The 26,670-nt window shown below is 61.5% G+C and carries 21 protein-coding genes; 7 read left to right on the top strand and 14 right to left on the bottom strand.

Annotation, left to right across the window (positions count from 1 at the left end):
* The coding region (locus tag JNL55_RS07035) for a S8 family serine peptidase (protein ID WP_293851236.1) at positions 1-1,695 on the top strand (1,695 nt) is incomplete at its 5' end.
* Here the strand turns inward: JNL55_RS07035 and JNL55_RS07040 are convergent.
* The gene (locus JNL55_RS07040) at positions 1,685-1,825 is read right to left on the bottom strand and encodes a hypothetical protein (protein WP_293851239.1); all 141 of its coding nucleotides are present in this window, start codon (positions 1,823-1,825) and stop codon (positions 1,685-1,687) included. The genes JNL55_RS07035 and JNL55_RS07040 overlap by 11 nt on opposite strands.
* A 79-nt stretch (positions 1,826-1,904) precedes the next feature.
* On the opposite strand from JNL55_RS07040, the gene JNL55_RS07045 reads away from it, so the two are divergent.
* Positions 1,905-2,552: a DUF1345 domain-containing protein gene (locus JNL55_RS07045; RefSeq protein ID WP_293851242.1), complete on the top strand. Its 648-nt coding sequence runs from the start codon at positions 1,905-1,907 to the stop codon at positions 2,550-2,552.
* A gap of 7 nt (positions 2,553-2,559) precedes the next feature.
* Here JNL55_RS07045 and JNL55_RS07050 read toward each other — a convergent pair whose 3' ends face one another.
* Positions 2,560-3,243, bottom strand: a complete 684-nt coding sequence (locus JNL55_RS07050; RefSeq protein ID WP_293851245.1) for a glutathione S-transferase family protein — start codon at positions 3,241-3,243, stop codon at positions 2,560-2,562.
* Positions 3,244-3,464: 221 nt separating this feature from the next.
* On the opposite strand from JNL55_RS07050, the gene JNL55_RS07055 reads away from it, so the two are divergent.
* Positions 3,465-4,550, top strand: a complete 1,086-nt coding sequence (locus JNL55_RS07055; protein WP_293851247.1) for a polysaccharide deacetylase family protein — start codon at positions 3,465-3,467, stop codon at positions 4,548-4,550.
* Between the two features lie 7 nt (positions 4,551-4,557).
* Here JNL55_RS07055 and JNL55_RS07060 read toward each other — a convergent pair whose 3' ends face one another.
* The 6 genes from JNL55_RS07060 to JNL55_RS07085 form a co-directional block, all read right to left on the bottom strand.
* Positions 4,558-6,120, bottom strand: a complete 1,563-nt coding sequence (locus JNL55_RS07060) for a fibronectin type III domain-containing protein (RefSeq protein WP_293851249.1) — start codon at positions 6,118-6,120, stop codon at positions 4,558-4,560.
* Positions 6,121-6,627: 507 nt separating this feature from the next.
* A complete protein-coding gene (msrA, locus tag JNL55_RS07065) occupies positions 6,628-7,290 on the bottom strand; it encodes a peptide-methionine (S)-S-oxide reductase MsrA (RefSeq protein WP_293851251.1) in 663 nt (220 codons plus the stop codon).
* An 87-nt stretch (positions 7,291-7,377) separates the two neighbouring features.
* Entirely contained in the window at positions 7,378-7,989 is a 612-nt protein-coding gene (locus tag JNL55_RS07070; protein ID WP_293851253.1) for a sterol desaturase family protein, read from the bottom strand.
* Complete coding sequence (locus JNL55_RS07075) at positions 7,986-8,696, bottom strand: ATP-binding cassette domain-containing protein (protein WP_293851256.1); 711 nt, start codon at positions 8,694-8,696, stop codon at positions 7,986-7,988. Before JNL55_RS07075 ends, JNL55_RS07070 begins: the two co-directional genes overlap by 4 nt.
* Entirely contained in the window at positions 8,693-9,844 is a 1,152-nt protein-coding gene (devC, locus tag JNL55_RS07080; protein ID WP_293851258.1) for an ABC transporter permease DevC, read from the bottom strand. The genes JNL55_RS07075 and devC overlap by 4 nt, the downstream gene beginning before the upstream one ends.
* Positions 9,841-10,902 (bottom strand): HlyD family efflux transporter periplasmic adaptor subunit, encoded by a 1,062-nt coding sequence (locus JNL55_RS07085; RefSeq protein ID WP_293851261.1) that lies wholly within the window; start codon positions 10,900-10,902, stop codon positions 9,841-9,843. The genes devC and JNL55_RS07085 overlap by 4 nt, the downstream gene beginning before the upstream one ends.
* Positions 10,903-11,137: 235 nt before the next feature.
* Here JNL55_RS07085 and JNL55_RS07090 point away from each other — a divergent pair, with 235 nt between their 5' ends.
* On the top strand, positions 11,138-12,148 hold the full coding sequence (locus tag JNL55_RS07090; protein WP_293851264.1) for an NADP-dependent oxidoreductase: 1,011 nt from the start codon (positions 11,138-11,140) through the stop codon (positions 12,146-12,148).
* 54 nt (positions 12,149-12,202) lie between these two features.
* Here JNL55_RS07090 and JNL55_RS07095 read toward each other — a convergent pair whose 3' ends face one another.
* On the bottom strand, positions 12,203-13,153 hold the full coding sequence (locus tag JNL55_RS07095; RefSeq protein ID WP_293851267.1) for a helix-turn-helix domain-containing protein: 951 nt from the start codon (positions 13,151-13,153) through the stop codon (positions 12,203-12,205).
* Positions 13,154-13,652: 499 nt separating this feature from the next.
* Between JNL55_RS07095 and JNL55_RS07100 the strand changes: the two genes are divergently transcribed.
* Positions 13,653-13,895, top strand: a complete 243-nt coding sequence (locus JNL55_RS07100; protein ID WP_293851270.1) for a hypothetical protein — start codon at positions 13,653-13,655, stop codon at positions 13,893-13,895.
* An 11-nt stretch (positions 13,896-13,906) separates the two neighbouring features.
* Here the strand turns inward: JNL55_RS07100 and JNL55_RS07105 are convergent, their stop codons facing one another.
* Entirely contained in the window at positions 13,907-16,156 is a 2,250-nt protein-coding gene (locus tag JNL55_RS07105; RefSeq protein ID WP_293851273.1) for a patatin-like phospholipase family protein, read from the bottom strand.
* A 58-nt stretch (positions 16,157-16,214) separates the two neighbouring features.
* Here JNL55_RS07105 and JNL55_RS07110 point away from each other — a divergent pair, with 58 nt between their 5' ends.
* Both JNL55_RS07110 and JNL55_RS07115 read left to right on the top strand, forming a co-directional pair.
* Positions 16,215-18,212, top strand: coding sequence for a pyrroloquinoline quinone-dependent dehydrogenase (locus JNL55_RS07110; RefSeq protein WP_293851276.1), 1,998 nt, complete (start codon positions 16,215-16,217; stop codon positions 18,210-18,212).
* Positions 18,213-18,238: 26 nt separating this feature from the next.
* The gene (locus JNL55_RS07115) at positions 18,239-20,347 is read left to right on the top strand and encodes a TonB-dependent receptor (RefSeq protein WP_293851279.1); all 2,109 of its coding nucleotides are present in this window, start codon (positions 18,239-18,241) and stop codon (positions 20,345-20,347) included.
* On the opposite strand, the gene JNL55_RS07120 is transcribed toward JNL55_RS07115, so the two are convergent.
* The 4 genes from JNL55_RS07120 to JNL55_RS07135 form a co-directional block, all read right to left on the bottom strand.
* Entirely contained in the window at positions 20,332-20,928 is a 597-nt protein-coding gene (locus JNL55_RS07120; protein WP_293851282.1) for a Uma2 family endonuclease, read from the bottom strand. The genes JNL55_RS07115 and JNL55_RS07120 overlap by 16 nt on opposite strands.
* Before the next feature lie 215 nt (positions 20,929-21,143).
* On the bottom strand, positions 21,144-22,733 hold the full coding sequence (locus JNL55_RS07125) for a hypothetical protein (protein WP_293851285.1): 1,590 nt from the start codon (positions 22,731-22,733) through the stop codon (positions 21,144-21,146).
* A 12-nt stretch (positions 22,734-22,745) separates the two neighbouring features.
* Positions 22,746-25,334 carry a LamG domain-containing protein gene (locus JNL55_RS07130; RefSeq protein WP_293851288.1) on the bottom strand — a complete coding sequence of 863 codons (2,589 nt, stop codon included), beginning with the start codon at positions 25,332-25,334 and terminating at the stop codon, positions 22,746-22,748.
* Positions 25,335-25,348: 14 nt separating this feature from the next.
* Complete coding sequence (locus tag JNL55_RS07135; protein WP_293851291.1) at positions 25,349-26,557, bottom strand: hypothetical protein; 1,209 nt, start codon at positions 26,555-26,557, stop codon at positions 25,349-25,351.
* Positions 26,558-26,670 lie beyond the last annotated feature (113 nt).

The following is a 26,670-nucleotide window of genomic DNA, read 5'->3' on the forward strand; positions in this document are numbered from 1 at the left end:
TTCATCTCCGACACAAGTGTGGCCAATGACGGCGATGGCCGTGACTCGGACCCGACGGACCCAGGCGACTGGGTTACCACGGCCGACGCGAATTCTGCTGCGTTCGACGACTGCTCGGTATCCGACAGCTCATGGCATGGCACTCGAGTCGCAGGAATTCTCGGTGCACTGACCAACAACTCGGCCGGCATCGCCGGGATCAACTGGAGCGCATCGATTCTGCCGGTGCGCGTGCTGGGCAAATGCGGTGGCTACGACTCGGATATTCTGGCCGGGATGCTGTGGGCCGCCGGAATCCATGTCGACGGCGTGACCGACAATCCCTATCCCGCCAAGATCGAGAATCTGAGCCTCGGATCCACCGGCACGACGTGCCCCGCAAGCTATAGAGACGTCATTGGGCAACTCACTGCAGCCGGCGTGCTAGTCGTTGCATCGGCCGGCAATGAAGGCGGTCCAGTCGGCCTGCCCGCCAGATGCACTGGCGTTGCCGCGATCGCAGGGCTGCGCCACACAGGCACGAAAGTAGGCTTCAGCAGCCTAGGCAACGAAATCGCAGTCAGCGCGCCGGGCGGTAACTGCGTCAACACTGCGGCGGGCCAGCCTTGCCTCTACTCGATCGACACCACTTACAACTTGGGCACAACCACTGCCTCGACTCATTCCTACACCGACCAATACAACTACAACGTCGGCACCAGTTTCTCAGCGCCCATCGTCGCGGGTATCGCGGGACTTATGGTCTCGGTGAACGGCAATCTGAACGCTTCGCAATTGATCGCACGGTTGCGGGAAGCAGCAACGACCTTTCCGGTATCGAGCGATGCGACCGTGCCGCAATGTCACGTCCCCACGAGCGCCAACGATTTGCAGACCTCTGAATGTAGCTGCACGACGCAAACCTGCGGCGCCGGCATGGCTGATGCGAACAGCTCAGTGCAAGCAGCGCTGCGACCGATCGCAGCCGTTGCAACACCCACAACTGTTAGCGCCGGACAGAGCATTTCGCTGAACGGTGGCGGTAGCGCGGCAGCATGCAATTACACCGTCGCGTCTTATGCTTGGACGGTAGTCAGCGGCTCGACGACAATCTCGGGCAGCACTACAGACACCGCCACTGTCGTTGCGCCCTCCTCCGGGTCGTACACTGTGCGGCTCACTGTAACTGACAGTGCTGGTCGGCAAGACACCGCCGACGTGGTTGTGAGCTCGACCTCTGCCACGACGGCAGCACCGGCCACTGCCGGAGCGAACGCATGTGTGAGCGGCGATTCGTCGGCCATCACCGTGTCTGTGTCGCCCACCAGCGCAACCGTTCAGACGAGCGCTTCGCAAACATTCACGGCAACTGTCACCGACACTTTGAACACGACGGTGACATGGCAGGTCAACAACGTGACCGGCGGCAGTTCGACGACGGGCACCATTTCCAGCTCAGGCGTTTACACCGCGCCGGCAAGCGTGCCTTCGCCAGCGACTGTCACGATCACTGCTGTGTCGGTCGCGAACAGTAGCAGCACCGGTTCAGCGCAGGTCACGATCACCGCGACCTCGAGCACCGCCTCCAGTAGTGGTGGGGGTGGCGGCGGCGGCGCATTCAGCTTGTTATGGCTGGTCGCCCTCGCACTGCTCAAGGCTGCCGAATGTCGCTCGCGGGAAAAAGCTTTCCGCCCAGCACCGCTCCTCAGACTTTGATATCCCGGATTTTCTCTTTCGGGACCGCATGCGGGCTGGCTTCGAGCACGGTGAAGTCCGCAAAGTCGAACGCATCGGCACCTTTAGCCGCCTTCGCCGACGCGACATCCGCGACCACGATACAACGCAACGGGTTCGCCGGTAGGCGGGCCCGATCAGTTGTACTATCGAGCTTCGCTCGACCTCATAACAGAGGATGCCAGTCGTCAATGCCTAGATTCATTGCGCGCCATTCCAGGCTACTGATCTCTACCGGTGTTGCCTGCCTCCTGTTCCTAGTGCTGCCGGCACACTGGGCGACCATCACCCGCGTGCTGGTGAGCTGGAACGTCGGCGTGCTGCTGTTTCTGATACTGGTGTTCCAGCTGATGACGGGCATGAATGCCAAACAGATCAGCGCTCACTATCGCGACGAAGACCCAACTGCGCCGGCCATTCTGATCATCAGTGTCATGGCGGCCATTCTGGCCATGGCCTCGATCGTGGCACTGCTTGCGACGCTCAATCAGCTCGATCAGACCGAGAAGTCTCTGCATGTCGCGCTGGCTGCGTTCACCGTGATCGATGCATGGATTCTGATTCCTACGATGTTCACCATGCACTACGCGGATATGTTCTATGGCGCCAGGCCCGACGCCCGTCCGCTGCGCTTTCCGGATACGGACATGCCGGCGTTTTGGGATTTCATGTACTTCTCATTCACGATCGCCGCAGCTTGTCAGACGGCGGATGTCTCCACGACGCCCGGCGCGATCCGCAAGGTGCTGATCGCGCATAGCATCCTGTCGTTCTTTTTCAACGCTGCCATTCTCGGGTTTGCAATCAACGTCACCGCCGGATTGATTGGCAGCCAATAGCGACGATTTATTTCGCCACGCCGCCGCGCGGCCCCGACGGTGCGTGCTGAGGCAAGGCCGGCAGCGGGCCGATCAAGCCATCGGGCCGTGCTTTGGCCAACATCCGTTGGTAAGCCGGGCGAGCTTCAATTTTTTCTTTCCATGCAGCTACATTGGGAAATTGAGCGGTGTCGACGATGTTGAGCTTGGTCGCCACATCCAGCGGAAATTTCATCATGATGTCGGCCCCGGAAAACTCGGCGCCACCGAACCAGGGATGCTTGGCGAGATACTCCTCGGCGAACTGCACCACCGCTTCCGAGTCCACCAGTGGCGAGCGCTGCTTTGGTGGCTGCGTGCGCCAGGCGCGATAGTCTGAAAACAACCGAGCTGCGAGCGAACCTTCCGCGTAGTGCATCCACATCAAGTAGTAAGGATAGTCCGGCGAGTCGAGCGCGGGACGTAACCGGCCTGGGGCGTGACGGTCGAGAATGGTTTCGATGATGGCACCGGACTCGACGATCACCTGATCGCCATACTGCACGGTCGGCGCCATCGGTACCGTTGGACTGAGTGCACGAATCGCAGCCATCGAACCGGCGAGATCGCCGCGCTTGAATTCCAGCCGGTAAGGCAGCTGCAGCTCTTCCATCAGCCAGACGATCCGTTCCGACCTGCGGCCCTCGAGGTGGTAGATCGTCACCTCGGGCATCGGCGCTGGCTTCGCTGGCGCGGTTGCGGTCGAAGTTGCGCAGCCGGCGAGCGAAATTGCCGAAAGCATGCATGCGATCAAGCGTTTCATTCAGGTCCCTCTGATGCCTTGAAAACACCTGCAGTTTGCGACGTTACGACTGCGGCGGCAATGGGCCAGACAAGCACGCCGCCGACCGGTAAGATGGCTGGAAAACTACAGCGGGTTTGGGACTCTCAGGCATGATTGAGCGGAACGCCACGTCCAGTGGCTTCGGTGGCTTGCGTCGTAATCTGGCGCGGGCCAAGCGTCTTTTTCAATTGATTGCCATCGCAGTCAGCTATTACACGGGCGTCTTGTGGGCGTACACGTGGCTGGCCTTGCGCGGCAAGGCGGTGGTGTTGACCTATCATCGAGTTTTGCCGAGCGAGCTGCAGCGAAACTCTTTTTCCTCCAACGCCATCGTGGTCACGCCCGAGACCTTCGAGCTACATCTCAGATTCATCCGTCGCTTTCTGCGGCCGATCACGCCCGCGGAGTTCACGCGAAAAATATCCAGCGGCGAACCGTTCGAATCACGCACGTGCCTGGTGACCTTCGATGACGCCTGGTACGACAACATGGAGTACGCCTTACCGCTGTTGAAAAAGTATGGCGTGCCGGCGGTGCTGTTCGTGCCCACCGACTTTCCGGGTGGCGAGCGCTATTTCTGGTACGACCGACTGAATCGACTGCTGTTCTACGCCTGGCAGCATCGCGGCATGGCCGACGAAGTGTTCGATCGCTTGGGGGCTCGCAACGTGCTGAGCATGGACGAGCGCGGCGCGCGAGCAGCCATTCGATCGGTGGTCAGCAACCTCCGGCATTCGTCTGAAGCGGCAGTCGACCAAACCATCAATGAACTGCAAGCCGCGCTGAAGCGGGCGCGGCCGGAGCTATGCCTGCAGGGTGAAGACTATTTTCTGACTTGGTCGCAACTGGCAACGCTCTCCAAGAGCGAAGTCTTCTACATCGGCTCGCACGCAGTCACGCACACGCCGATGACCGAGATCGATCTGGATACGGTCAGCGAAGAGCTGGTCCGGTCGAAGCTGGAAATTCAGCAGCGCCTGGGGTTGGAGCCGGCGTTGTTTGCTTATCCCAATGGCAACGTCAACGCACACATCGCGGACCGCGTGCGCGACGCTGGCTACGCAGTCGCCTTCACGACCGAAGTGGGCTTTGTTTCGGAGCGCTGCAGCCCTTGGCAACTCAAACGCATCAACATGTTTGAGTACGCGGCCAGCAGCCGCCGAAATCTGCTGGCACGGATCGCCGGACTGAACTGATCGGGCACTAAGGCCCCGGCGTTCCGGTACTGGAACTATTCAGCGCCGAATCGAGGAAGGCCTCGAGGCGCTGATAGCCGGACGGCCCTATCGAATGCTGGGCGTTGGATTCATCCACATAGACATCGATGGTCTTGCCAACCGCTGTACCCGCCGTCCGCAGATAGTCGACGATCGGTTCATCAGGCCGCACGCGATAACAACAACCGTCCCACTGGTTGTAGATGTATAGAGCAGCGCTGGAGCCGGCACCGATCATCAAATCTTCGTGTGCAACGACGTTGTACAGATGCGCAGCACTCTGCTCGTAGTCTCCCACATCGAGAATTTCTTCATCTTCGCTCTGCAGTCGTTGGCTCAGAGGAACGCCGCCAGCGATAGACACAGCAATATCGATGCGCGGATCCAACGCTGAGTAGGCATAGGTGGACCAGCCGCCACCGGATCGGCCGATCATCAGTACACGGCTCGGCGCCTCAGCGTCGGTATGACTGAAGATCAGATCCACCACGGACTTGATCGGCAACAGAAACAGCCCCACCGGACTATTGCCGGAGGCATCCTCCAGCTTGTCGAAATCGTCGTGATAGTTGGTGATGTTCAACAGCGAACCGTTGTCGCCGGAGTTGGCGCCAATCAACGGCATATCGACAGCGAACACTTGCCAACCGCGCTCCAACAGCCAATCGATGGTGCCAGCGCCGATGTCCGAAGCAGCTCCGCCGTGCCCTTCATGGTAGATCGCGTATCGACCTGGCTGCGGACTGGCAGGAACGAAATGCGTGACCTTGCTGGACAACAACGAGTGATACGCAATGCCATAGCTAGTGGCGCTCGCCGCGGCCTGAACCGCACCCGCTATAGCAACTGGCAGGACGTCGACGTGCACTGGAAACTCTTCCGGTTGCGCGAACGGATTGCTCTTGGGCCAGAGTGCCTTGATGGCGGCTGTGCGCACCAGTGACATTTCGCGCGGCGCCGTCGGCGCCACAAACTTCGTATCCAACGATCGCAACAACAAGAATGATCCTGTGTTGTTCGCAGTGGTGTAGAAGCAATCAGGCGCAGACGCGCCCCACTGCTCCACTTTACGATTTCGGCAATAGAGCGAGCTCGGTTGTATCTGTCGACTCTGCAACCATTCCTCCGCTTGCTCCGGAGCACAGAAGCACGCCACGCTGCCATAACACTGGGGAATGGAGCACTCCAGGCGTTGACGAGGAGTTTGCGCGACAGTGGCTTGCGCCAATAGTCCTTGGGCGGCGAATGCGCGCACGCGAAACCGATACTCTTTACCGTCTTCTAGCGCAGGGACCGTCGCAGATAGATGCGATGTCGATTCGCACCACGGCCATACGGTCACCGTGGCGGCGACTGACGACCGACAGACTTCATAGCGATCGGCGCCATCGATCTCGCCCCATGACAAGTAGACGCGGCCTTCCTGTGGCGCGCTGTTGAGTATCATCGGCGGCGTGGCTTTCTCCGGACTGCGCTGTTCGTTGTCGGACTTGGCATCCAGCTGTACGTCCGTCGAATCGCCCGCACATCCGCTCAGTAGCAGTGTCACCAGCAATATTACGAGCGCGAATCCTTGTATCTCACGGCCAATAACCGGCCATCTGCGTCCTGACATCGTCCCAATTCCCTAAAGCGTGCCAAAAATAAGCCATCGCGACCTCCGGTCGGGATGGGTGCAGAGTTGTGAAGCAGGTAACTCATGCAGCGCGGCAGACTAAGGACCATGCACGGTCCTAACTGCGAGCCGCATCACGAGATGGCAACAGGATCGGCGCTCGCGAACAAGTTGCGTGATGAAGTTGGCGAGTTCTGGAGCACGGCTGCATCGAAATGCAATTGTTTCGACGCTTGAAGAATCAACGTCGGCGAGCACGAACTCCGCCGCTCAGGGAATCTCGGCGCGCTCGATTCGGGCACGCTCGCAAGCCTCGATGATGGTTTGGATGCAAGTGTGCATCGATTGCTCGCGCGGCGAGACCACGTCGGCTTGCCAGGCTCTCCGGCGAGATTCAGCACGTTAGCTGCGTGCTATTGCGGAGAGGCCGGCACTCTCAGCTCACACCTTCGGTTCGCCGGCGGCCTCAGGCAGATCAAGCGTCACGCCGCATCCGCCAATCCCACAATACCCATTCGGATTCTTGGCCAGGTATTGCTGGTGATAATCCTCGGCGTAATAAAACTCCGGCGCGTCCAACACCTCAGTGGTGATCTTGCCGAAGCCGGCCTTGCTCAAGCGCTCCTGATATACCGCGAGGCTCTTTTCGGCGGCAGCTTTCTGGGCAGCGTCGTAGACGTAGATGCCTGAGCGGTACTGAGTCCCGACGTCATTACCCTGTCGCATCCCCTGAGTCGGGTCATGGGACTCCCAGAAGGTTTTCAGCAATGTTTCGAAGCTGACTTGGTTCGGGTCGTACACCACGCGGACCACTTCGTTGTGGGCGGTGAAGCCGGAGCACACTTCTTCGTAAGTGGGATTGGGCGTGACGCCGGCGGCGTAGCCGACAGCGGTGCTGTAGACACCAGGCACTTGCCAGAACTTGCGTTCGGCGCCCCAGAAGCAACCCAAGCCGAACTCGGCGACCTGCAGGCCGGCGGGGAACGGCGGGACGATGCGATTGCCGTTCACGAAGTGCTTTTCGGGGACGCGCAGAGGCGTGGTGCGACCGGGGAGAATGTCGGCGGCGTCTGGCAGGACGGCTTTTTTACGGAACGAGTACATACGCACCTCGGGGCAGCGGAATCGCCCTATGTTGCATGGGAATCGGGGAGCGGTATAGATGCGGGCGGGGAATGCCGAAAACAAGCACTACTCGGCCACGGGCTCGACCTGGCTGCGGACTTTGCTGGTGAGATAGTACGTGCCGAACACGTGATCCCAGAACGACGTGGTTACGCCAAAGTTACGGTCGTCGTGCCGATGATGAACGACATGCATGCCATAACGTTTCCGTAGCCACCGCAAGGCGGGACGATGGATCCATTCGCTGTGCTCCAAGTGATGTAGCACCGCGTACCAAACGTAACCCGCCGCGATGCCGGCGACGAAGTAGCTGCCAATAGGCTCGCCGAGCAGCGCGGTGAATAGCAACCACAATAAGAACAGCGCGCCGGGCGCGGAGAAGAAAGGCAGAGCGGCGAGCTCGTTGGGAGTGCGATGATGAACTGCATGAATGCGCACCATGAACGTGACATTCCAATGGAACAGCCAACGATGCACGGCGTACTCGATCAACGTAAACGCGAAAATGCCTGCAGCCACACTCGCAGCTGCCGAAGCGAACGTACTCGCATGGCGCGATCCGGCAAAAACCAGCAGCAGCGGCACAACCACGTCGAGAGCATAGGATAGCCAGTAGTTGCTGCGGCTGACCGACAGCGTCTTCAGCATGTCATCGAGCCAAGCGACCACCCTACTCACCCGACGCTCCGCAGATTGATGCGACCCGCATGCTCGAACAGTTTGCCGCCGTCCAATTGCAGCGAACGATCTGCGATAGGCAGCACGCGCGGATCGTGAGTCACCAGCAACACCGCACACGATGTGCGACGCGCCGCCTCTTTAATCGACTCAATCACGGCCGCTGCGGAAGCATTGTCGAGTGATGCGGTCGGCTCATCAGCAAGAATCAGTTCGGGACTGCGCACGAGTGCGCGAGCCACTGCCACTCGTTGTCGTTCACCACCGGACAACTCTTCGGGGAACGCATCGACGCGCGACAACAACCCCAACGATTCCAACGCCGCCTCCGCCATGGACTCGGCCTGCGCCGGCGGAAAGCGCCCCAACAGCGACATCACCACATTCTGGCCCGCGGTCAGCGCATCGATCAGATTGTGGGATTGGAAAACAAAACCGATCGAGCCGCGCAACTCTCGTTGTTGGTCGGCGCTGAGGCCGTTGAGACCTCGACCCGCGACCGACACTTCGCCTTCCTGCACCGAGCGCAACGCGCCGCAAAGAGTCAGCAGCGTGGTCTTACCTGAGCCCGACGGCCCACCGATCACGACCACCTCGCCCGGAGCAACAGTGAGATCCACGGCACGCAGAATTTGACGTCGCTGCTCACCCTCGCCATACGAGTGCGACAAGCCGCGAATGGAGATGACAGGCGGCGCGGCGCTCAAAACAACTCCGAAAGATCGCTGCGACGTAGACGCCGAATGGCCAACACGCCAGCGAGCGCACACGACCCCAGAATGACGATGTACACGCCGATCACGCGCTCTACAGTCATCACGAGCGGTACCAGGGTGAGATGGGTCGCGCCGAGGTAAACGCCGGCGGCCAGGGCGAACCCCACGGGATACGCCAGCGATGACAGCAGCCAGGCTTTCTCGAACGTCAGTCGATGAAAGAAGCTGTCCGGATAGCCGATGGCCTTGAGCGTGGCGTACTGACGCAGATTCTCGGAGATGTCGGAGTACAAGATCTGGTACGCGCTGACACAACCGACCAGCAAACTCAGGATCAGCACGGTTTTGAAAATGAACCCGGCGGGCGTGGTACTGCGCCAGTATTTTTGCTCACGCTCGTTCAGTTCAGCGTGCGTCATTGCAAGCACATCCGGCGGCAGCACAGAGCGCAGCCGCGCGAGGACTTCATCTACATTCTCGCCGGGCGAGATCTTCAGAAGCCCGATATCGACCAAGCCCGGCCGTCGCGCTGGAAACAAGCGATCGAAACCTTCGGCAGTGACGATGGCAGTCCCGTCCGCGCTGAACGACGCTCCCATCGCAAATAGATCGACGATACGCACGCGTTGATTGGCGATCTCAGTCTGCACCTCACCGCGACCGAACAACTCGGCGATGGGCCCGAACTCGGGGCGGGAGCGCGAGTCGAACACGATCTCATCCGGCTCCCGCAACGCTTCGGCCTTGCGCTGCCAGCCTTCGTTTGCAAACACATTGCCGTTGCGACTCACGCCGACGACATACACATTGCGATTCACGCGCGTCACCGGATTCTTGAACGGTGCGATGCCGAGGCGCACTGAGGAGAACGACTTCACGCCAGGCACGGACAGCGACTGATACAACCGTCGCTCGCTGAACTGCGCCGGCAGCACCATGAATTGATACTGCGGACTGATCAGCGCCACATCGGCATCGAACTCTTGAAATAGACGCGTGGCGCTACGAAACAGCGAATCCTCGAAACCCATCTGCCCGAGAATGCCCAGCGTCGACACGGCGATCCCCGCCACCGCGATCAGCAACCGTCGCGGCTGCTTGGTCAGCTGCAGAAAGGCGATGGGCACACCGGGATTCATTGCTGAATGGCCACGGTCACGCGTGCATTGATGAAGCGCTCCAGCTGTTCCGGCCGATCCGCTCGGACTCTGACTTGCACCACGCGCGAGTCGATGAATGCTGTCGGATCGTTACGAAATGTTTCTCGCGCGCCGACCAGGTAGCCGATGTCATCCACGGTGCCGCTGACTGCTTCGGGCAGAGCATCGCCCGTGATGGTTACTTTCTGGCCGACGCGGGCACGGCCGATGTCTTCTTCCATCACTTCGGCGGCGACAAACATTTCCGAAGTCCGGCCGAACGAAAGCACGCCCGCAGTACCGACACTCTGCCCCGGATGCGCGTGAACTTGCAGGATGCGCCCGTCGGCCGGAGCGCGCACCACTGTCGCCTCGAGCCGCGAACGGATCTCTTGAACCTCCGACTCGGCGGCACGGCACTCTGCATCGGCGACGGCCAGATCGGCAGGACGCACCGTGGATAAGCTGCTGAGCCGGGCACGCTTGGCCTGCAGAGCCTGAGTCGCGACCGCCAGGCGGGATTCCTGAGCTTCCAGGGTCGCGAGCGACACCATGCGGTCCTGCTGAAGCTTTTTAACTCGCTGTGTTTCCGCCTCGACGTAGGCCAGCGAAGTCTCATCGCTCAGCACCTCGGCGCGCAGAGCATCCACGTCGTCCGCCTTGCCGCCCGCTTTCAGGGCAGCCAGCCTTGCTTTGGCAACAGCAAGCTTCCGCTCGCGCACCGCAAGCGCGGCTTCGAGCTCGGCCCGACCTCGCAAGGTCGCCAGCACCTGGCCTTGCTTGACCCAATCGCCCCGCTTCACCAGTAGCTCGGTGACGATGGCGTGACCTGCTTCAAAAGAGGGCGCGGCGATATCGATCACGCCGTCCAGGGGCTGCACACGACCCGGCGCAGTAATCGAATTCCTACGAGGACCTTCATTCGTTGTGCTGACAGCGGTCGCGTCGGACTTGTCGATGAAGCGAGCCAACCCGGTGAGCACCACGGTGGCCAATAGCAAGGCGCTCACCAGCCAGTGCAACTGACGATAGCGACTCAAGTCGGCAGCTAGTCTCATACGCGGGGTTCCTTGTTCTTGCCTGCGAGTTCGGTCCGTTACTCACGAGGTGGCCTAGAACTTAAGTGGCCGCGCTAAAAAAAGAAAGCTCCAGACGCCTGGTTGTCGCGGGAGCTACGAATGACGGAATTCTTTACTGCGAAGGCATGGGCGGCCTTGGCCGAGGATAAAGCCATTGCGACAGCGGCTCGGAACATGGAAGCTCCCGACGCGCACATAGGAAACGAGCGTCATCATGCAACTGACATTTGTACTGAGCTTGTTTGTATTTCTGCTCGCACCATTCGCCGAGGCCGAAACGGCGCCGGCGCAAATGCGAGCACTGCTGATGACCGGCTACGGCGCATCGGACGTACTGCGCGTGGAGCGCGTTGCGGTGCCGACCCCAGCGAGCGGCGAAGTGCGAATTCGCATTCACGCAGCCAGCGTGAACCCCATCGATTGGAAGATCCGCTCGGGCAAGCTGCAACGTAACTACAGCGTCGATCTTCCCTATATTCCGGGTCGTGACGTAGCTGGCACCGTGGATGCAATCGGTGCCGGCGTCACACGCTGGAAAGTTGGTGACGCTGTATTCGCAGTCACTAGTGGTGGCGGCCTCGCTGAATATGTAATCGCGCCAGCAGATAACATTGCGGCCAAACCAGCCAAGCTGAGTTTCGAAGAGGCAGCAGGCATTCCCACTGCGTCGTTGGCGGCGTGGCGAACGCTAATTACCAATGGCGATATCAAACGTGGCCAACGCGTGCTGATTCATGGCGGCGCGGGTGGCGTCGGCAGCACAGCGGTACAACTCGCCCACTGGCGAGGAGCGCATGTGATCGCCACCGCCTCGGAACGCAATCACGACTATTTGAAATCCATCGGTGCCGATGAAGTCATCGACTACCGCACCACTCGTTTCGAGGATGTGGTCAAAGACGTGGACGTGGTGCTCGATAACGTCGGCGGCGATACGTTGCAACGCTCGCCGGCCGTGTTGAAAGAAGGGGGCACGCTACTGACCATCGTCGGTATGCCACCGGCGCAGGCCTGCAGCGAACGCAAGCTACGCTGCCCTACGCCAAGCACGGCGACCAAACAGAAGCCGGGCGAGGAACTGGCGCAACTCGGCCAGCTGTTCGATAGCGGCGCGCTACAGATGAGCGTCGAGAAAGTGTTCCCGCTCGAGCAGGCGGCTCAAGCATTGGACCTGAGTGAAACAGGCCGGGCGCGCGGCAAGATCGTCGTGCGCGTGCTCGACTGAAAATAAAAAAGCTCCAGCAGGCTTGGGCCCGCTGGAGCTTTCAACGAACTAAGCTCAGGCCGCGGCGGCCCCGACCATGCCGCCCATGAAGGTCAGCGAATCGGCAGCACGACGGCACTCACGCGGCGTCACGCCGTGGAAGCGACGAAGCGCGCGGAACAACGTGGAGCGGGAGTCGAAGCCGACCACCTTCACGATGTCTTCCACCGCCAGCTCACTCCCCCGCAACAGTCGACCGGCGACCGTCGTACGCTTGCGCTGCAAGTACTCGTGCGGGGTCACGTCGTGGATGTGCTTGAACAGCCGCAAGAAGTGATGGCGCGACAGGAAGGCAGCGCGAGCCATGTCACCCAGCATCAACGGCTTGTCGAAGTTGGAATGAATGAAATCGGTGGCCAGCGACACCCGGCGCAGAATCTCGCGACGAGTGGCCGCCCGGCGCACCGGGACGCCGCGCGCCCGCTGCAACACATCCCGATGGCGCGCCAGCATGCGCTCCAGCAGGAACGCGAACTGTTCTTCGAACCACAGTGGATCGTTCAACCCCATCTCGCAATGGCGGCGAATGAACAGCAGCACCGGGGTGACCCCCTTGTCATGGGTCTGCAGGTGGGGAATGAAGGGCAAGCTCGATGAGCCTTGCACCTCGCCGTCGTCCAGCAAGCGATCCTCGGGAGTGAGCATCGCGCCGAGCACTTCTTCCGGCATGCCGCGACGGAACAGCACCGTCAGCACGTTGACCGGTTCCGAGCCGCGAATCCGAACCGCGGCGGGGCCGGAGGGAATCGGTAACCAGGTATCGTCATCGACGGCGATGCGCCGGTTGTCGAGCATGACTTCCTGACGCCCGCCCCAAGCGCCTAGCAGCGCAAAGCGTTCACCGTCCAGCGTGTAATCGGCGACCTGCGTGTGCAGGCTCACCACGGTATTTTCGGTGCTGGGCTGTCGCGCCAACGCCGCACTGAGATCACCACTCACCATCTCATGGGTTCGACGGAGAATCATCCCGTTACCCCTCCCCGTTGCTTAGCAGTCAACACCGGCCACAGCACCGGCTTCACTGAGATCGCGACGGCGCCCTCACGGCACACCTCGCAACCCCACCCTAAAACCTGACACAGTCTGGAAATTGGCTCAGTTGCTACCATTTCCGCGCCATTCGGCGCCGGCTACAAGCGCTTTACGATGATCTGATTGCGGCACGCGACGAAAGGTTGCAGCGGTCTACTCACTTCAGTCAGGTGCGCCGTCAATTACGCAATGAATGAGACAGAAGCCGGGACATTCGGCGGCTTGGTCGCCCTCTGTAACGACCCCAGTCCGATCCTAAAGTTGCAACGGCGCCACGCCAATCACGAAGCGGGGCCATTGAGTGTCGAATTGGGGACATCCGTCCTAAAGACGGGTGAGTACGCGCGCGGGCGACACCCCTGACTCAAAAGAAGGTAAAATCGCGCCCGCTTAGAACTTGTCCAACTTGGCCAATTTGGTAACCCCAGTCGCCATGCCCATCGCTCACGAACACAACCTGGCGCGGCCCATCCCGCGCGACTGCGGCTTCGGCATTCGAGTCAAACTGCGCTCGACCGATCCGTTCAAGAACCTGGTGGGTGGCGATTGGACGCGCGAACACTGGTATGCGACCCGCGACGAGCGTGATCGCGCGCTGAAAGAGATGAGCGGCCGTTACGTGTACTTCCGCCCGGGCGACCGCCCGACCCTGGAGTTCGAGAAAGTCGACCGCTGAGCCGCCTCGGCTCAGAACGTCCGACCCAGGAACAGGTAGAAAGCCTTCTCGCCTTCCTGGTCGTAGCCGGTGGCCAGGTACACCGGACCGAGCGGCGTATCCACGCCGAAAAACAGACTGGCGTTCTTGCGCAGGTCGCCGAAACTGGCGTCGCGACTATCCAGCCAGGTGTTGCCCGCCTCGAAGGACACGCCCGCATAGGCGGGCAGGTCGAGCACGCCCTCGCCGCCGCGCCCCACACGACGCTGATAGATGAGCCGGGCGATGCCGTAGTGAGGCCCCGCCAGGTAGCCGGGCGGCAGACCTGACAGGTTCAAGAAGCCACCCAGCGAGTAAAAATTCTCGGGGCGCGCGAACTCGGCGTCGGCGGTCGTGCCCGCATTCATCCAAAAGATGAAGGTGTGGCGATCGAACGAGCGCGCCACCAGCCACGAGGTTTCGAAGGCATCCAGGTTTTCGTTGGAGCCGATGTTGGTGCGCTCACCGCGCCACTCGAACTCGAACTGCTGACCGTGGCGTGGGAAGAAAATGCTATCGAGCCGGTCGTACGAGAACCGGGCGAAATAACCGCCGCGATCGAACTCAGCCACCGGCAACGTGGGATCGCCGATCAACACCCGCGCGCGCCCCGTGCCCCGGCGCATGCCGAGCCGCAGTTCACCCCAATTGGAAATCTCGCGACCGACGTCCAAGCCGCCCTGCAAGGTCCGCACGCGATATTCGGCCAGCAGATCTCGATTTTGCAGCTGGAACACGCTGCGCTCTTCGAAATCGATGCTGGGAGCGACGAAATAGCGGCTGGCCAGCGACAGCGGCTGATAGAACTCGGTGAAGAACTTGGGGTTGTTACCGATCTGGATGTCGGTGAGCCATTCGGCGCCCAAGGGGTTCAACTCGGTGGAAATGAAACGTAGCGCCGCGTTGTAACGACTGGTGCCTTCGAAGTTGTCCTCGAGGTTCAAGCCGACGCGCACATAGTTCGGCCCCCAGCTCTTGCGTCGCAAGTCGAGCTCCAGCCCGGCCCGGCCGTCTTCTTCGATCAAGTTGTAATCGATGGACTCGAACCGATCCAACGCATACAGCGAAGACAACTGCGTACGCACCCGATCGGCATCCATGGGCTTGCCGACCAGGTTGTCCATGGTCGCCTTCACCAGCGCGTCGTATTCCTTGGAACGCGGATCGGCGCGCACGAACTCGATGGTCGGCAAGGTGCCATCACGCGGATTGCGCGTGGCCAGATATCTCACATAGTCATCCGGACTGAGCGCGAGCTTTTGCAACGACTCGGCGACATCTCGAGCGCCGGTTTCGCCGGCTCGTAAAGCTTGTGGCACGCGCCCGAAATCGGCGGAAGGAAAGCGACCCAGCGGCGGTTCGATCACGATGTCATTCGGGCCGAGCAACGCACGCTGTTGCCGCGTCCGCCCGCGAATCAAGATGGCAAAGGCTTGATTAGTGACTTCGATGGGCGAGGTCAGATCTTCGCTCGCATACAGCGGGAAGCTCACATCGACGACGATCAACACGTCGACCTGCATGGCGCGAGCGATCTCGACGGGCAAGTTCTCCGTCAGCCCGCCATCCACCAACAACTTGCCGTCGCGCTCCACCGGCGCGAACACGCCCGGCGCCGACATACTGGCCCGCATCGCCGTGACCAGATCGCCGGAATCCATGATCACCGCCTCGCCGCTCTCCAGGTCGGTGGCCACGGCACGAAACGGAATGGGCAAACGATCAAAGCTTTGAATGGCAGCGACCGGCAGCGAGGCGCCACGCAACACCTGCTCCAACTTCTGTCCCTGCACCAACCCGCGCGGTAACACGAAGCCTTTGTCGGTCACGCCGAGCGCGTATCGCACCAGGAACTCGCGATCGTCCTGCTTGCGCCGGAAGCCCAGCTCTTCGCGCGGCGGCCGGTCGCGAAATGCGTCTTCCCAATTCACCGAGCGCAGCAGTTTTTCAATGTCAGCCACCGGCATGCCCGAGGCATACATGCCGCCGACCACCGCACCCATGCTGGTGCCGGCGATGGCATCGACGGGAATGCGCATCTCATCGAGCACTTTGAGCACGCCGACATGGGCCGCCCCGCGCGCGCCACCACCGCTCAATACCAGGCCGATGCGCGGCCGAGCCTGCTCCGCCGACGCAGCCGGCGGCGACCAAAGCGACGACGCGCTGAGCGCCAGCACGATGAGTATCGCGAGCGACGGCACCGTAAAGCGCCTGGCACGGCATCCGAGTTGGGCCTTCATCCGCGAAATTATAGAGCCAAAGCTTGTGACCTCGAACCTTCGCCGATAGGCTTTTTACATGTCATCCGCCTGTCGCCGGTTAACCACGCTGTCAGGGATCGCGCTGGTCGTGGGCCTGGGCGGTCTCGCCGTCGGCTCATTGCAGGCCGCCCCTCCGCATCGCCGCCTCAACGACGACGACGCTCAGTGGCAACATTACGGCGGCGATGCCGGTGGCACCCGGCACGCAGTGTCGAGACAAATCACACCGCAGAACGTCGAGCAGCTGGAAATCGCCTGGACCTATCGTACCGGCGAACTCGGTGCCGGCTTCGTTCGCGCCGATAAGTTGGCGTTCGAAGCAACGCCCATCCTGATCGACGACACGCTGTACCTGAGCACGCCCACCGACATCGTGATCGCGCTGGACGCCGCCACCGGCAAGCATCGTTGGCGGCACGATCCAAAGATTGCTCGCCACGTGCGCTACGCCGAAGCGACCTCACGAGGCGTGTCGTGGTGGACCGATGAAACGGCTGAAGCAGGCACGCCGTGCGCTCAACGCATCGTCATCGGCACGCTGGATGCGAGATTGATTGCGCTCGATGCACGTGATGGCAACCGTTGCGCTGCTTTCGGCACCGACGGCAGCGTCGATCTCACCGCTGGCGCCCGACCGACTGAACGCGGTCAATATCTGGTCACCTCGCCGCCTGCTATTTATAAAGATCTAGTCGTGGTCGGCTCCGCCATCGGCGACAACCGCGGCGTGGAGTTGGAACGCGGCATCGTTCGTGCCTTCGACGCTCGCACCGGAGCGCAACGCTGGTCGTGGGATCCGATTCCAGCCACACCGGCCGATGCTACCGCGCGCGGCTGGAGTGAAGACTCCGCACGCCGCACCGGCGGCGCCAATGCCTGGTCGATCTTTTCTGTGGATGTCGGCCGCGGTTTGATTTTCGTGCCCACCGGTTCGGCCAGCCCCGATTTTTTCGGCGGCGAGCGGCCAGGCTTGAACAACTATGCGAATTCGCTGGTGGCGTTGCGTGCCGAGACTGGCGAGGTGGTGTGGCACCGCCAGCTCATTCATCACGATTTGTGGGACTACGACTTGGCCGCGCAGCCCATGCTGATCGACTTCGAACGCGACGGCAAAGCCATTCCAGCCGTCGTGCAAGCGACCAAGACCGGCATGCTGTTCGTGTTCGATCGCGAAACCGGCGAGCCGGTGTTCGAAATCGTCGAGCGTCCGGTGCCGCCCTCGAACGTGCCGGGCGAGTTGGCTTCGCCTACGCAACCGTTTCCAGCGACACCCGCACTGGTGTCGCACGCAGCGATCACGCCGCAGGATGCATGGGGCCTGACAGTGATCGACCGGGCCCGCTGTCGCGAGCTCATCGGTAAATATCGCTCGGAAGGTTTGTTCACACCGCCCAGCCTGCAAGGGACCATTCTGTCACCGAGTTTCGTCGGCGGCGTGAACTGGGGCAGCCTGGCTTTCGATCCTGAACGCCAGCTCATCCTGGCGGCGGTCAATCATTTACCTATGGTGGCCACGCTGGTGCCGCGCGCCGGTTTTGAAACAATGCGCAAGTCGGGCAGTTATAAGGACTCGGAGTTCGCCCAGCAGACCGGCACGCCGTATGGCATGAGGCGCGAAATGCTGGCCTCGCCGCTCGGCTTGCCCTGCACAGCGCCGCCCTGGGGTTCGCTGGCCGCAGTGGATTTGCGCCGCAATGCCATTCGCTGGCAGGTGGTGTTAGGGTCGACGCGCGATCGCACGCCTTGGTTCGTGCCGTCGCGAACCATAGGCATGCCCAATATGGGGGGGCCACTTGTGACCGCGGGCGGACTGGTCTTTATCGGCGCGGCCACCGACAATTACCTGCGCGCCTTCGATATCGCAACCGGTAGCGAACTGTGGAAAGGCCGGTTGCCGGCCGGCGGTCAGGCGACGCCGATGAGCTACGAGCTCGGCGGGCGCCAGTTTGTAGTGATTGCCGCCGGGGGCCATGGCGGACTGAAGACCAAGCAAGGCGACTACGTCATCGCCTTCGCTCTGCCGCCGGCGAGCTGACGACGATTCAACAACAGGTTCTCATTATGCGTGGCCTTGTGCGTGATTGGGCTTTCGGTTCGACAGCGCTGCTGAGTTGCTCGGCGTTGTGTTTCTCTGCCGCTCAAGCGGCCGAGCGCGGCGAGAGCAATCGTGTCGAAGAAGTCGTCGTCACCGGCACGCGCCAGGCAGAGCAGTTGCGCGATTTCGCCGGCAGCATTTCGCTGGTCAAAAGCGATGACGTGAAAGTGGTCGGCGCCACGCATCACAGCGAAATCATGAATCGTGCGCCCGGCACCATGATCCAACGCAATAGCGGCCAGGAAAGTCTGACGGCGATTCGCTCGCCGGTATTGAGCGGCCCCGGCTCGTGCGGTGTGTTCTTGTTCCTCGAGAACAGCGTGCCGATTCGGCCCACCGGTTTTTGTAACGTGAACGAGTTGTTCGAGGTCAATAGCGAACAAGCCGGTGCGATCGAAGTGCTGCGCGGACCGGCCGGCGTGATTTACGGCTCGGGCGCGATGCATGGCGCAATCAATGTCATTGCCAGCGAGCCCGGCGATTTGCCGGCGCGCAGCCTGGGACTCGAAGGCGGGCCGGATGACTACTACCGCGCCAAACTCGGCTTGAGCCACAAGAGCGAAGCCACCGACATCGGCGGCACGGTGGTCGCCGGTCATGACGGCGGCTGGCGCGACAGCTCCGGTCTGGAAGAACAAAAGTTGAACATCGGGCTCACGCATCGTCGTGGCGATGCGCTGCTCGGCTTGAATCTGGCCGCCACTAACTTGCAACAGGAAACCGCTGGCTTCATTCAAGGCTTCAACTCGTATCGCAACGAATCCATTGCACGCTCCAATCCCAATCCCGAAGCGTACCGTGATGCGTACGCAGTGAGATTGACGGGACGTTACGAGCAACCGTTGAACGAGCGCACGCATCTCGCTGTGCGCCCGTACGTGCGCTACTCACGCATGGACTTCCTGCAACACTTCCTGGTCGGCAAACCTCTTGAACAGAATGGCCAGGAGTCGATGGGCGTGTTGACGTCGCTCGATTTCACGGTATTCAACAACACACGCTTGCTCACCGGCCTCGATGTCGAATTCGCACAAGGTTTCTTGAAAGAAACCCAGCCGGGCCCAGCCACCGACGGTGCACCGGCGGCTAATGCGATTCGGCCCGCGGGCAAACATTACGATTACCAAGTCGATAGTCGCGTCGCTGCCGTCTACGGCCAGATCGAGCAGCCGTTCGCGCAGCGCTGGAAAGCTATCGGCGGCGCGCGCTTCGAGTACGTCGACTACGAGTACGACAACAAGATGATCAACGGCAACACGGCCGAGAACGGCAGCACGTGCGGCACGGCCGGCTGTTTGTTCAATCGTCCCGCCGAGCGTAGCGACGACTTCAGTAACGTGACGGCCAAACTCGGCCTCAGCTACGAAGTCACCGACGATCACACGATCTACGCCACCGCCACTCGCGGTTACCGCGCGCCGGATACCAGCGAGCTGTATCGACTGCAGCGCCAGCAATCGGTGGCGGACCTGGATTCCGAGCGGCTCGACAGCGTCGAACTCGGCGGCCGCGGCGTCTTCGGGCCGCTGAGCTATTCGCTCGCCGTGTTCAAGATGAAAAAGGACAATGTGATATTCCGCGACTCGAGCGCGTTCAACGTGAGCGACGGCCGCACCGATCACGAAGGTGTCGAATATGAATTCGCGTGGGCGCCTTTCGAAACCTTGTCGCTAGCGCTCGCCGGCACCTATGCCGAGCACACGTATGATTTCAATCGGGTCATCGAGCAAGGCGAGACCATCGTCGCCGGCCGCGACGTGGACACCGCGCCTCGTCACATCAATACGGCGCGTTTGAATTGGAATTTCCTGCCGTCGACGGCGGCGGAGTTGGAATGGGTGTCCGTCGGTCGCTACTTCGTCGATGCCGCCAATGCCAATGAGTATGGCGGCCACGACTTGCTGAACCTGCGTGTCAGCTGGCACGCCAACGACAACTGGCGCACCATCCTTCGTCTGAACAATGTCACCGACCGCGCCTACGCCGACCGCGCTGACTTTGCCTTCGGCAATTATCGTTACTTCCCGGGCCGCGGCCGAACCTTGTTCGTCGAAGTGCGCTACGAGACCGACTGATCGCCGAGACAGAACACTCGCTTCAGGTCCACGGAAACATCCAGTGAGGGCAACGCAAGCCTGCCGGTGGCGGGCAGCGTCGTCCTTTCCATGTACGCGCCGCCCAGCGGCGCGCGGTAGCACGAGAACTCTCGAACGCCCAGATCCACCAGCCACACTTCCGGCACGCCGTAGGCGGCATACAACGGCAGTTTGATTTCGCGGTCGTACATCCAGGTGCTGTCGCTCACTTCGATGACTAACAAAGTGTCGCGCGCCGTTGGATGCGCCTCGCTGTAGTGGTCATACCGCGAATGCAACAACATCAGATCGGGCATGGGCTCGGTGCGGCTGCTCAGCCGCAGCGGCGATTGTTGAAATAACGTAGCTCGTTCGCCAACCGACTTGGCCAGTTGCGAATGCAACCAGGCCACGGTGGCCGAGTGTCGACATCCTATCGGCGGCATATCGCAGATCTCTCCTTCGATCAGCTCGGTTCGCGCATCCGGTGCGAGCAAGCCCACTTCGGCCATGCGGTAATACTGCTCGACCGAGAATTGGTACGAGCTATAGTGCTTGTCGCTGTTTGCGTTGGTAGCCATGGTGCTGAAACCTTACCAGCGTCGCGAGGGTGAGATTCGGCGCGATAGTTGGGCGACTCGCCTAGAAAATCAACAACTATTCGGCCTGAAACAGGCTAGGCGGCAATATTCGCTCCGCGGGATTTACGCGCATCGATGCGCGCGCGTAACACGCGGAAAGAAACAGGCCCGGCGAGAGCCGGGCCTGAGGAGTTACAGCGCGAACAAGCAGGAGTTCAGACGGGACCGGTGACCACTTGATTGAAAGCAATCAGGCCGTCCAGCGAAGCACCGGTGCCCAGCGAATTGCCGAACAGACCGTTGAACGAACTTTGTTCGCCGTGCAGCGCCATGTAATTCAGGATCACGGTCTGCACCAGCAAGTTGACGTTGTTGGCAGCCGGGCTGCTGCTGGTCACCACGTCGCCACCGGCGCTGTAGTAACCGATCTGCTGATGACGGGCCGCTGCCGGCGTGCCATCGCCGATCAACGTCGGCCGTCCCATCGGGCTATACACGAGGAAGAACGACGCAGCGGTCTGCTGGTTGTCGCCGGTCCACTGGCCCTTGCCGCGGCCGCCGGTGGAATCGTCGATCATGCCGTTGGACGACAGCGAGCCGTCGCTGAATACATAAATCATCACCGGCTTGCCGTTCAACGCGGCGTATTCCAAACAAGCGCCGATACAACGGCCGGCACGCAAGTCGCGCGCTTCGCCGGTGGCGCGTTCGCCAGTGTGATAGTCGAAGCCGCCCATGCTGATGGTACCGGCGCCGGCGTTGCCGTCGATCACCAGCTTCATCACCGACGCAGTCTTCTGGAACTCGCCGTCGCCGCCGAAGTTGGCGCCGCCAAACAATGTTTGAATGCGCGGATCCAGCGACGGATTGAGCGAGGCTGGATTACTGAATGTTTCCACCGTATCGGCGGTCTTCAGATAGGCGCACTGAAAGCGTTTCTTGGTATCGGCATCGTCCACGCCCAAGCCAGTGTCGACGTGCGCGAGCTTGCGACCGCTGACCTTGTACATGGTCTCCAGCGTCTGCACGGTGTCGGAGACGCTCAGGATGTTGGCGACTTCGCCGGTGTCGACCAGACCGGTCACGTCGCTGACTCGATCGATCTTGGTGGGCCGGTTGGCCGGATCGATCATCATGGCCGGCGCCATCGAGTTGCCGCCCGACTCGGAGTTCTGCGAACCGATCAAGGTCAGCAACTCGCCTTTGGCACCGGCGCCGAGCGGGCCGGCCTTGGCAATGCCGTACATGGGATTGTGAGGATTGTTGCCCGTGTCATTCTCGGAACGCGCGGCAATCACGGCGCCGTTGGTCATGGCGCGCGTGGTCGGCGAAGTTTTTTCGAGCATGCCGCGCAGGAACGCGCTGTCGGCATGAAACGCCAGACCGAATTCGGTGTTGATGAAGTTGGTGGTGGCATTGTTGGGCAGCATGTTGCCCGGCAAGCCCAGCTTGGAATAACCCTGCGTGCTCAGGAAGTCGAGCTGGCCGCCCTGCTGTCCCACCAACACGTTCGAGCCGGCGATGTTGGCGCCACCGGCCAGATCGAAACAGATGAAAGGAATCTTGCCGCGACCGCCGGTGATACCGCAGGCCGCCTTGTCGACGGTCTCCAGCGTGCCGGTCAGTGCCGAAGCACGACGAGGCGTCATCATGCTCATGGCGGCGGGCACGACTACCGTAGCGGCACCGGTCGTGAAGCCTTGCGCGAGGAAGTCGCGCCGAGTCACCGGCTTCTTGTGCGATCCGTGCTTGAGCGGCTCGTTCAGGCCGAGGGCACGCTTGCGTTGTGACTTGATGATGAACATGCCAATTGCCTCTTACTGAACCAGGGTCGCCGCGTTGCCGAGCGCGGCACCGCAAGCAGCCTTGATGACTTCGACGGTGCGGTTGACGTTGGTCGACGGATTGACCACGCCGCAAGCTCGATTGCGGGGCAGCGCCGGATCGGCCGGCAGCGCCGGGTTACACAACGACTCGAGCAGATCGCCCATGTCGGTGGCGAACTCGGTGCTGTCAGGCTGCGAGGTCGCGGTGCCCACCGTCTTGCTGTACAGCTGATCGATCACGGCCTGACCGTTCGAATCGACTGCGCTGTAGTTACCCACGGTCAGCGGCGCCGAGTAGTTCACGCCCGAGAAGAACGCGTCACGCAGCGTCGGCGTATCCATCATCACGTTGCAGTACTGCAGCGCCAGTTGCGCCAGCGAAGTCTGATGCGACGACAAGTAACCTTCGATGTCGTTCACCGCCGGCAGCGACTGACGCACATTGGCGTACGTAGCCTTGACCCGATCGTTGTTGGCCGACACGCCCGTGATCGACGCCATGGTGGCGTTGATGGCATCGAACAACTTCACACCGATATCGGAAGTGGTGCCGCCGAGCACCGGCGCCGGCGTCACACCTTGCACGTACCCGGTACACGCATTGGACACCGAGCCGAGCTGGTCGAAGCACAGGAAGAACTGATCCGACATCGGGCCCTGCTCCACCGGAATGATGGTGCCCACCGAGGACAGCAGCTGGCCGGTCGCGGCCGCGTACTGCGAGTCGCTGATATTCATATCCAGCAGTCGATACGCCTGGCCGACGTGCGCCTCGGCGCCGTTCACACCGATGCGCATGCTCTTCAGCGCAATGGTGCCCGGCATCGCGGTGGCATCCAGGCTGATGAACTTGGGATGGTTGAACAGATAGCTGTAACTGTCGTACTGCGTGGCCTCGAACATGATGTAGGCCTTGGGCACATTGACCAGGTGCGATACGCCGAACAGCAGGAAGAACTTCTCGCCGACGCCGACTTCGAAGTTTTGCTGGATCTGTTGCAGAGTCAGCGCGCGGTTGTGAATGGCAACCAGGCGTACCACGCCCTGCCACTGACGATTACCGCTGGTCTCGTTGCCGAGCAGGAATGCAAAGCTGTTGTCCCACGAACTCAGGCTGCCCCCGCCGGAGCTGTCGACGTTGCCGGTGAACTGACCGTTCACATACAAGCGACGGCCGTTGACCGGATCGAAGGTCGCGACCACGTGCTGCAAGGAAGCCTGCAGGACTTCGTCGGCATCCGCGGTTCGCAGCTTGGGCGCGCCATTACCGTCGGTGGACGAGCTGCGGTTGGAGAACTCGTAGTTGTACAAGTTCTGGCCGAGCGTGAAGTTACGGGTCTCGGTGCTACCGGAGTAGCTGACGATAGGCGTGTTCTCCTGCGTCACGTTACCGGGCACCACCCACGCTTCGATGGAATATTCGCCGCTGGCGGTGATCAGGTCGTGGAACTTACGGCTGGCCGTGGTCGACGCCTTGGCGCGGCCGCTGCGGATGTTGATACCCCAACCGCCGACCCAATCGATGCCGGCCGACAATTCCAGATCGGCCGTGGGCGCGACACCGCTGGTGTCGAACGCGACGCCGCCGCTGCCGGTCTTGAATTCATACAACGCGATCAGGTTGGCTTCGTAACGATTGCCGCCGCTGGCCACGGTGCCGTCGTACAACGTCAGCGCCTTGCTGAGCGTGCCCGGCGGAGTCGGATCGACCGGAATCGAATTGGCCAGCGCCTGGATGGCGGCCTGCAGAGCAGCTGCGTCGGCCGAGCAGTCGGTGGTCCAGCAGTTGTGACGTTCGCGACCGACGCGGACCACAAAGCGTGACTGGGACGCGTCGTTCAGATTGATCTTGGGAATCGCCGCCAGATACGCATCGGTGTACACCGACGAGCTGGTGTTGATGGGCGCGCCCGGCGCACCACCCGCGGCGAAGAACGGCGACTGCGCCGTGGCCGAGTCGGACTGGTGACAGCTCGAGCAGTTCGCATCGAGGATGTCGTACACCGGCTTGAACGCAGTCGGCACGGTGAACGAGTTGTTACCGTCCGGCACCGGGAAGCGCTTGCTCGCGCCCGGATCCACCGGCGTCGGCTCGATCAGCTCGATCTGTTTACCGCCGGCGCCGGTGGCGCCGACCCAATTGGTGATCCAGCGAGTCAGGTCGCTAGCGCAAGCCGCAGCGTCGCCGCGCCAGCAGTTGTGACCGCCAGCTACCTTGGTGACCAGCAGCGACTGCGACGGGTTGTCGCGATTCACGATGCCCGCAGCCTGCTGATAAGCCTGGTTCACATCGTCGCTACGCGCGAACGACGGTGCCTGGCCGGTGGCGTTGTGACAGGCGCCGCAACGATCGGTGCCGCGGATATTGGTCCAGAATTCGTTACGGAACGCCTGGATGTCGTCGTTGGCGGCGGCCGGACCGACATAGGACGGGCCCGCGGTCGGGGTGGCCGGCACCGGATTCTGTTCGGTGCTGGTGCCGCCGCTACAACCGGCGAGCGCCAACGTGCCGAGTACAGCCAGCGCCGCAGCTCGGAACATATTCAGACGCGTCATGCTCTGGATGCTCTTGTTACTCATGGCGATGGTCGACCTCAATTGCCGGCGCATTCCGCAGCCACGCGCGCAAACACGCGCCGCAGACTGCCGTCGTTTCTGAAGTCGTTACCGATGGCCGCGACGCGGCCGTGCTCGGCCGTATCGGCGGGCGAGCGGAAACACACCTTGCGGAAAGCCTTCTCCGCCTGGCACTGCGCGAACGCGCCGCTGTATGCCAGTTCCTGACCCAGGCTCTTGGCGCCGCTGCCGCTGCCGCTGAGGCTCGAATCCCAGCCCAGCACGTTCACGTCGTTGCGGCCCGGCAGGCGCATGCGGTTTTCCCAAGCGTCATCGGGCGTGACGAAGCCGGGCTTGAAGTTGTCGGAATTGATCAGGTACTTCTGCTGCACCTGGTTGGCGGTGTACACCAGCCGGCTGACGGTCTCGTCGAAGTCGTAGTACGCAAACGCCTGCGCCATCGAGTCCATCACCGAGTGACAGCCGATGCAGTTGTTGTTGAACACGCTGCTGTCGCCGCCCGGGCTGCGGGTCACGTCCTGGCGGATGCGATCCGGCGGCCGGGTGGTGTCGTGCACCTGTTCCAGGTCGCGGCACATGTGATTCAGCAAGGTGAAACGAAACATCGCGCGGTTGGTGCCGTCGATGAAGAATGCTTCGGCGCCGGCGCGTGAAGTCATGATGCCGGCGGTCGCGCTCGGCGGCAGACCGTTCAACGACGACTGCGTAGTGCGCGTCAGGGTGCGCAGGTCGACGCTGTTCGATTCCAGCGCCTCGTAATGCGCGTTGCTGGTCGGCGAGTACGCCGGCACGCCCGAGCCGCTGCCGATATAAACCACGTCATCGAACAACACCTGACGGAAATCGGCGTTGTCCTTGACCAGACCGATCACGGTGGCGCTGTAATCGTTGAGCGGCGCGAAAATGCTTTGATCCCGGTTGGTCCAGGGCGACGCAAAGTTCTTCAGCGTGACGCTGTAGAAGTTCTTGGAGTGTTCCTGGGCCGGATCGATGATGAAGGACGCGGTGTCCGCCGCGCCGTTGGCGACGATCCGGTTCTCCAGGATGGTGAGCAGCGCTTCGGAAGGCGGCGTGCCGGTGAGCCGGTCGTACATACGACGGGCTTGGGCGCGCTCGGTCGGTCCGGCGGCGGCCTGTTGCCCCGACACCAGTGCCACCAGCGCAATACCCATGGCAGCTGCTTTCGCGAGCGGCGAGGTTGCGTCATTGCGTTTCATATTGCTCATGCAGCTCATTCCCAGGGCCGGACCATCTACTCTCGGCAGACTCCGACGATCACTTAAGGGCCACCCGCGATACCGGTACTTGGTCGGTTGTCCCCCGACATTCGCGGCGGACT

It is taken from the genome of Steroidobacter sp., assembly GCF_016790065.1.
GTDB lineage: Bacteria > Pseudomonadota > Gammaproteobacteria > Steroidobacterales > Steroidobacteraceae > Steroidobacter.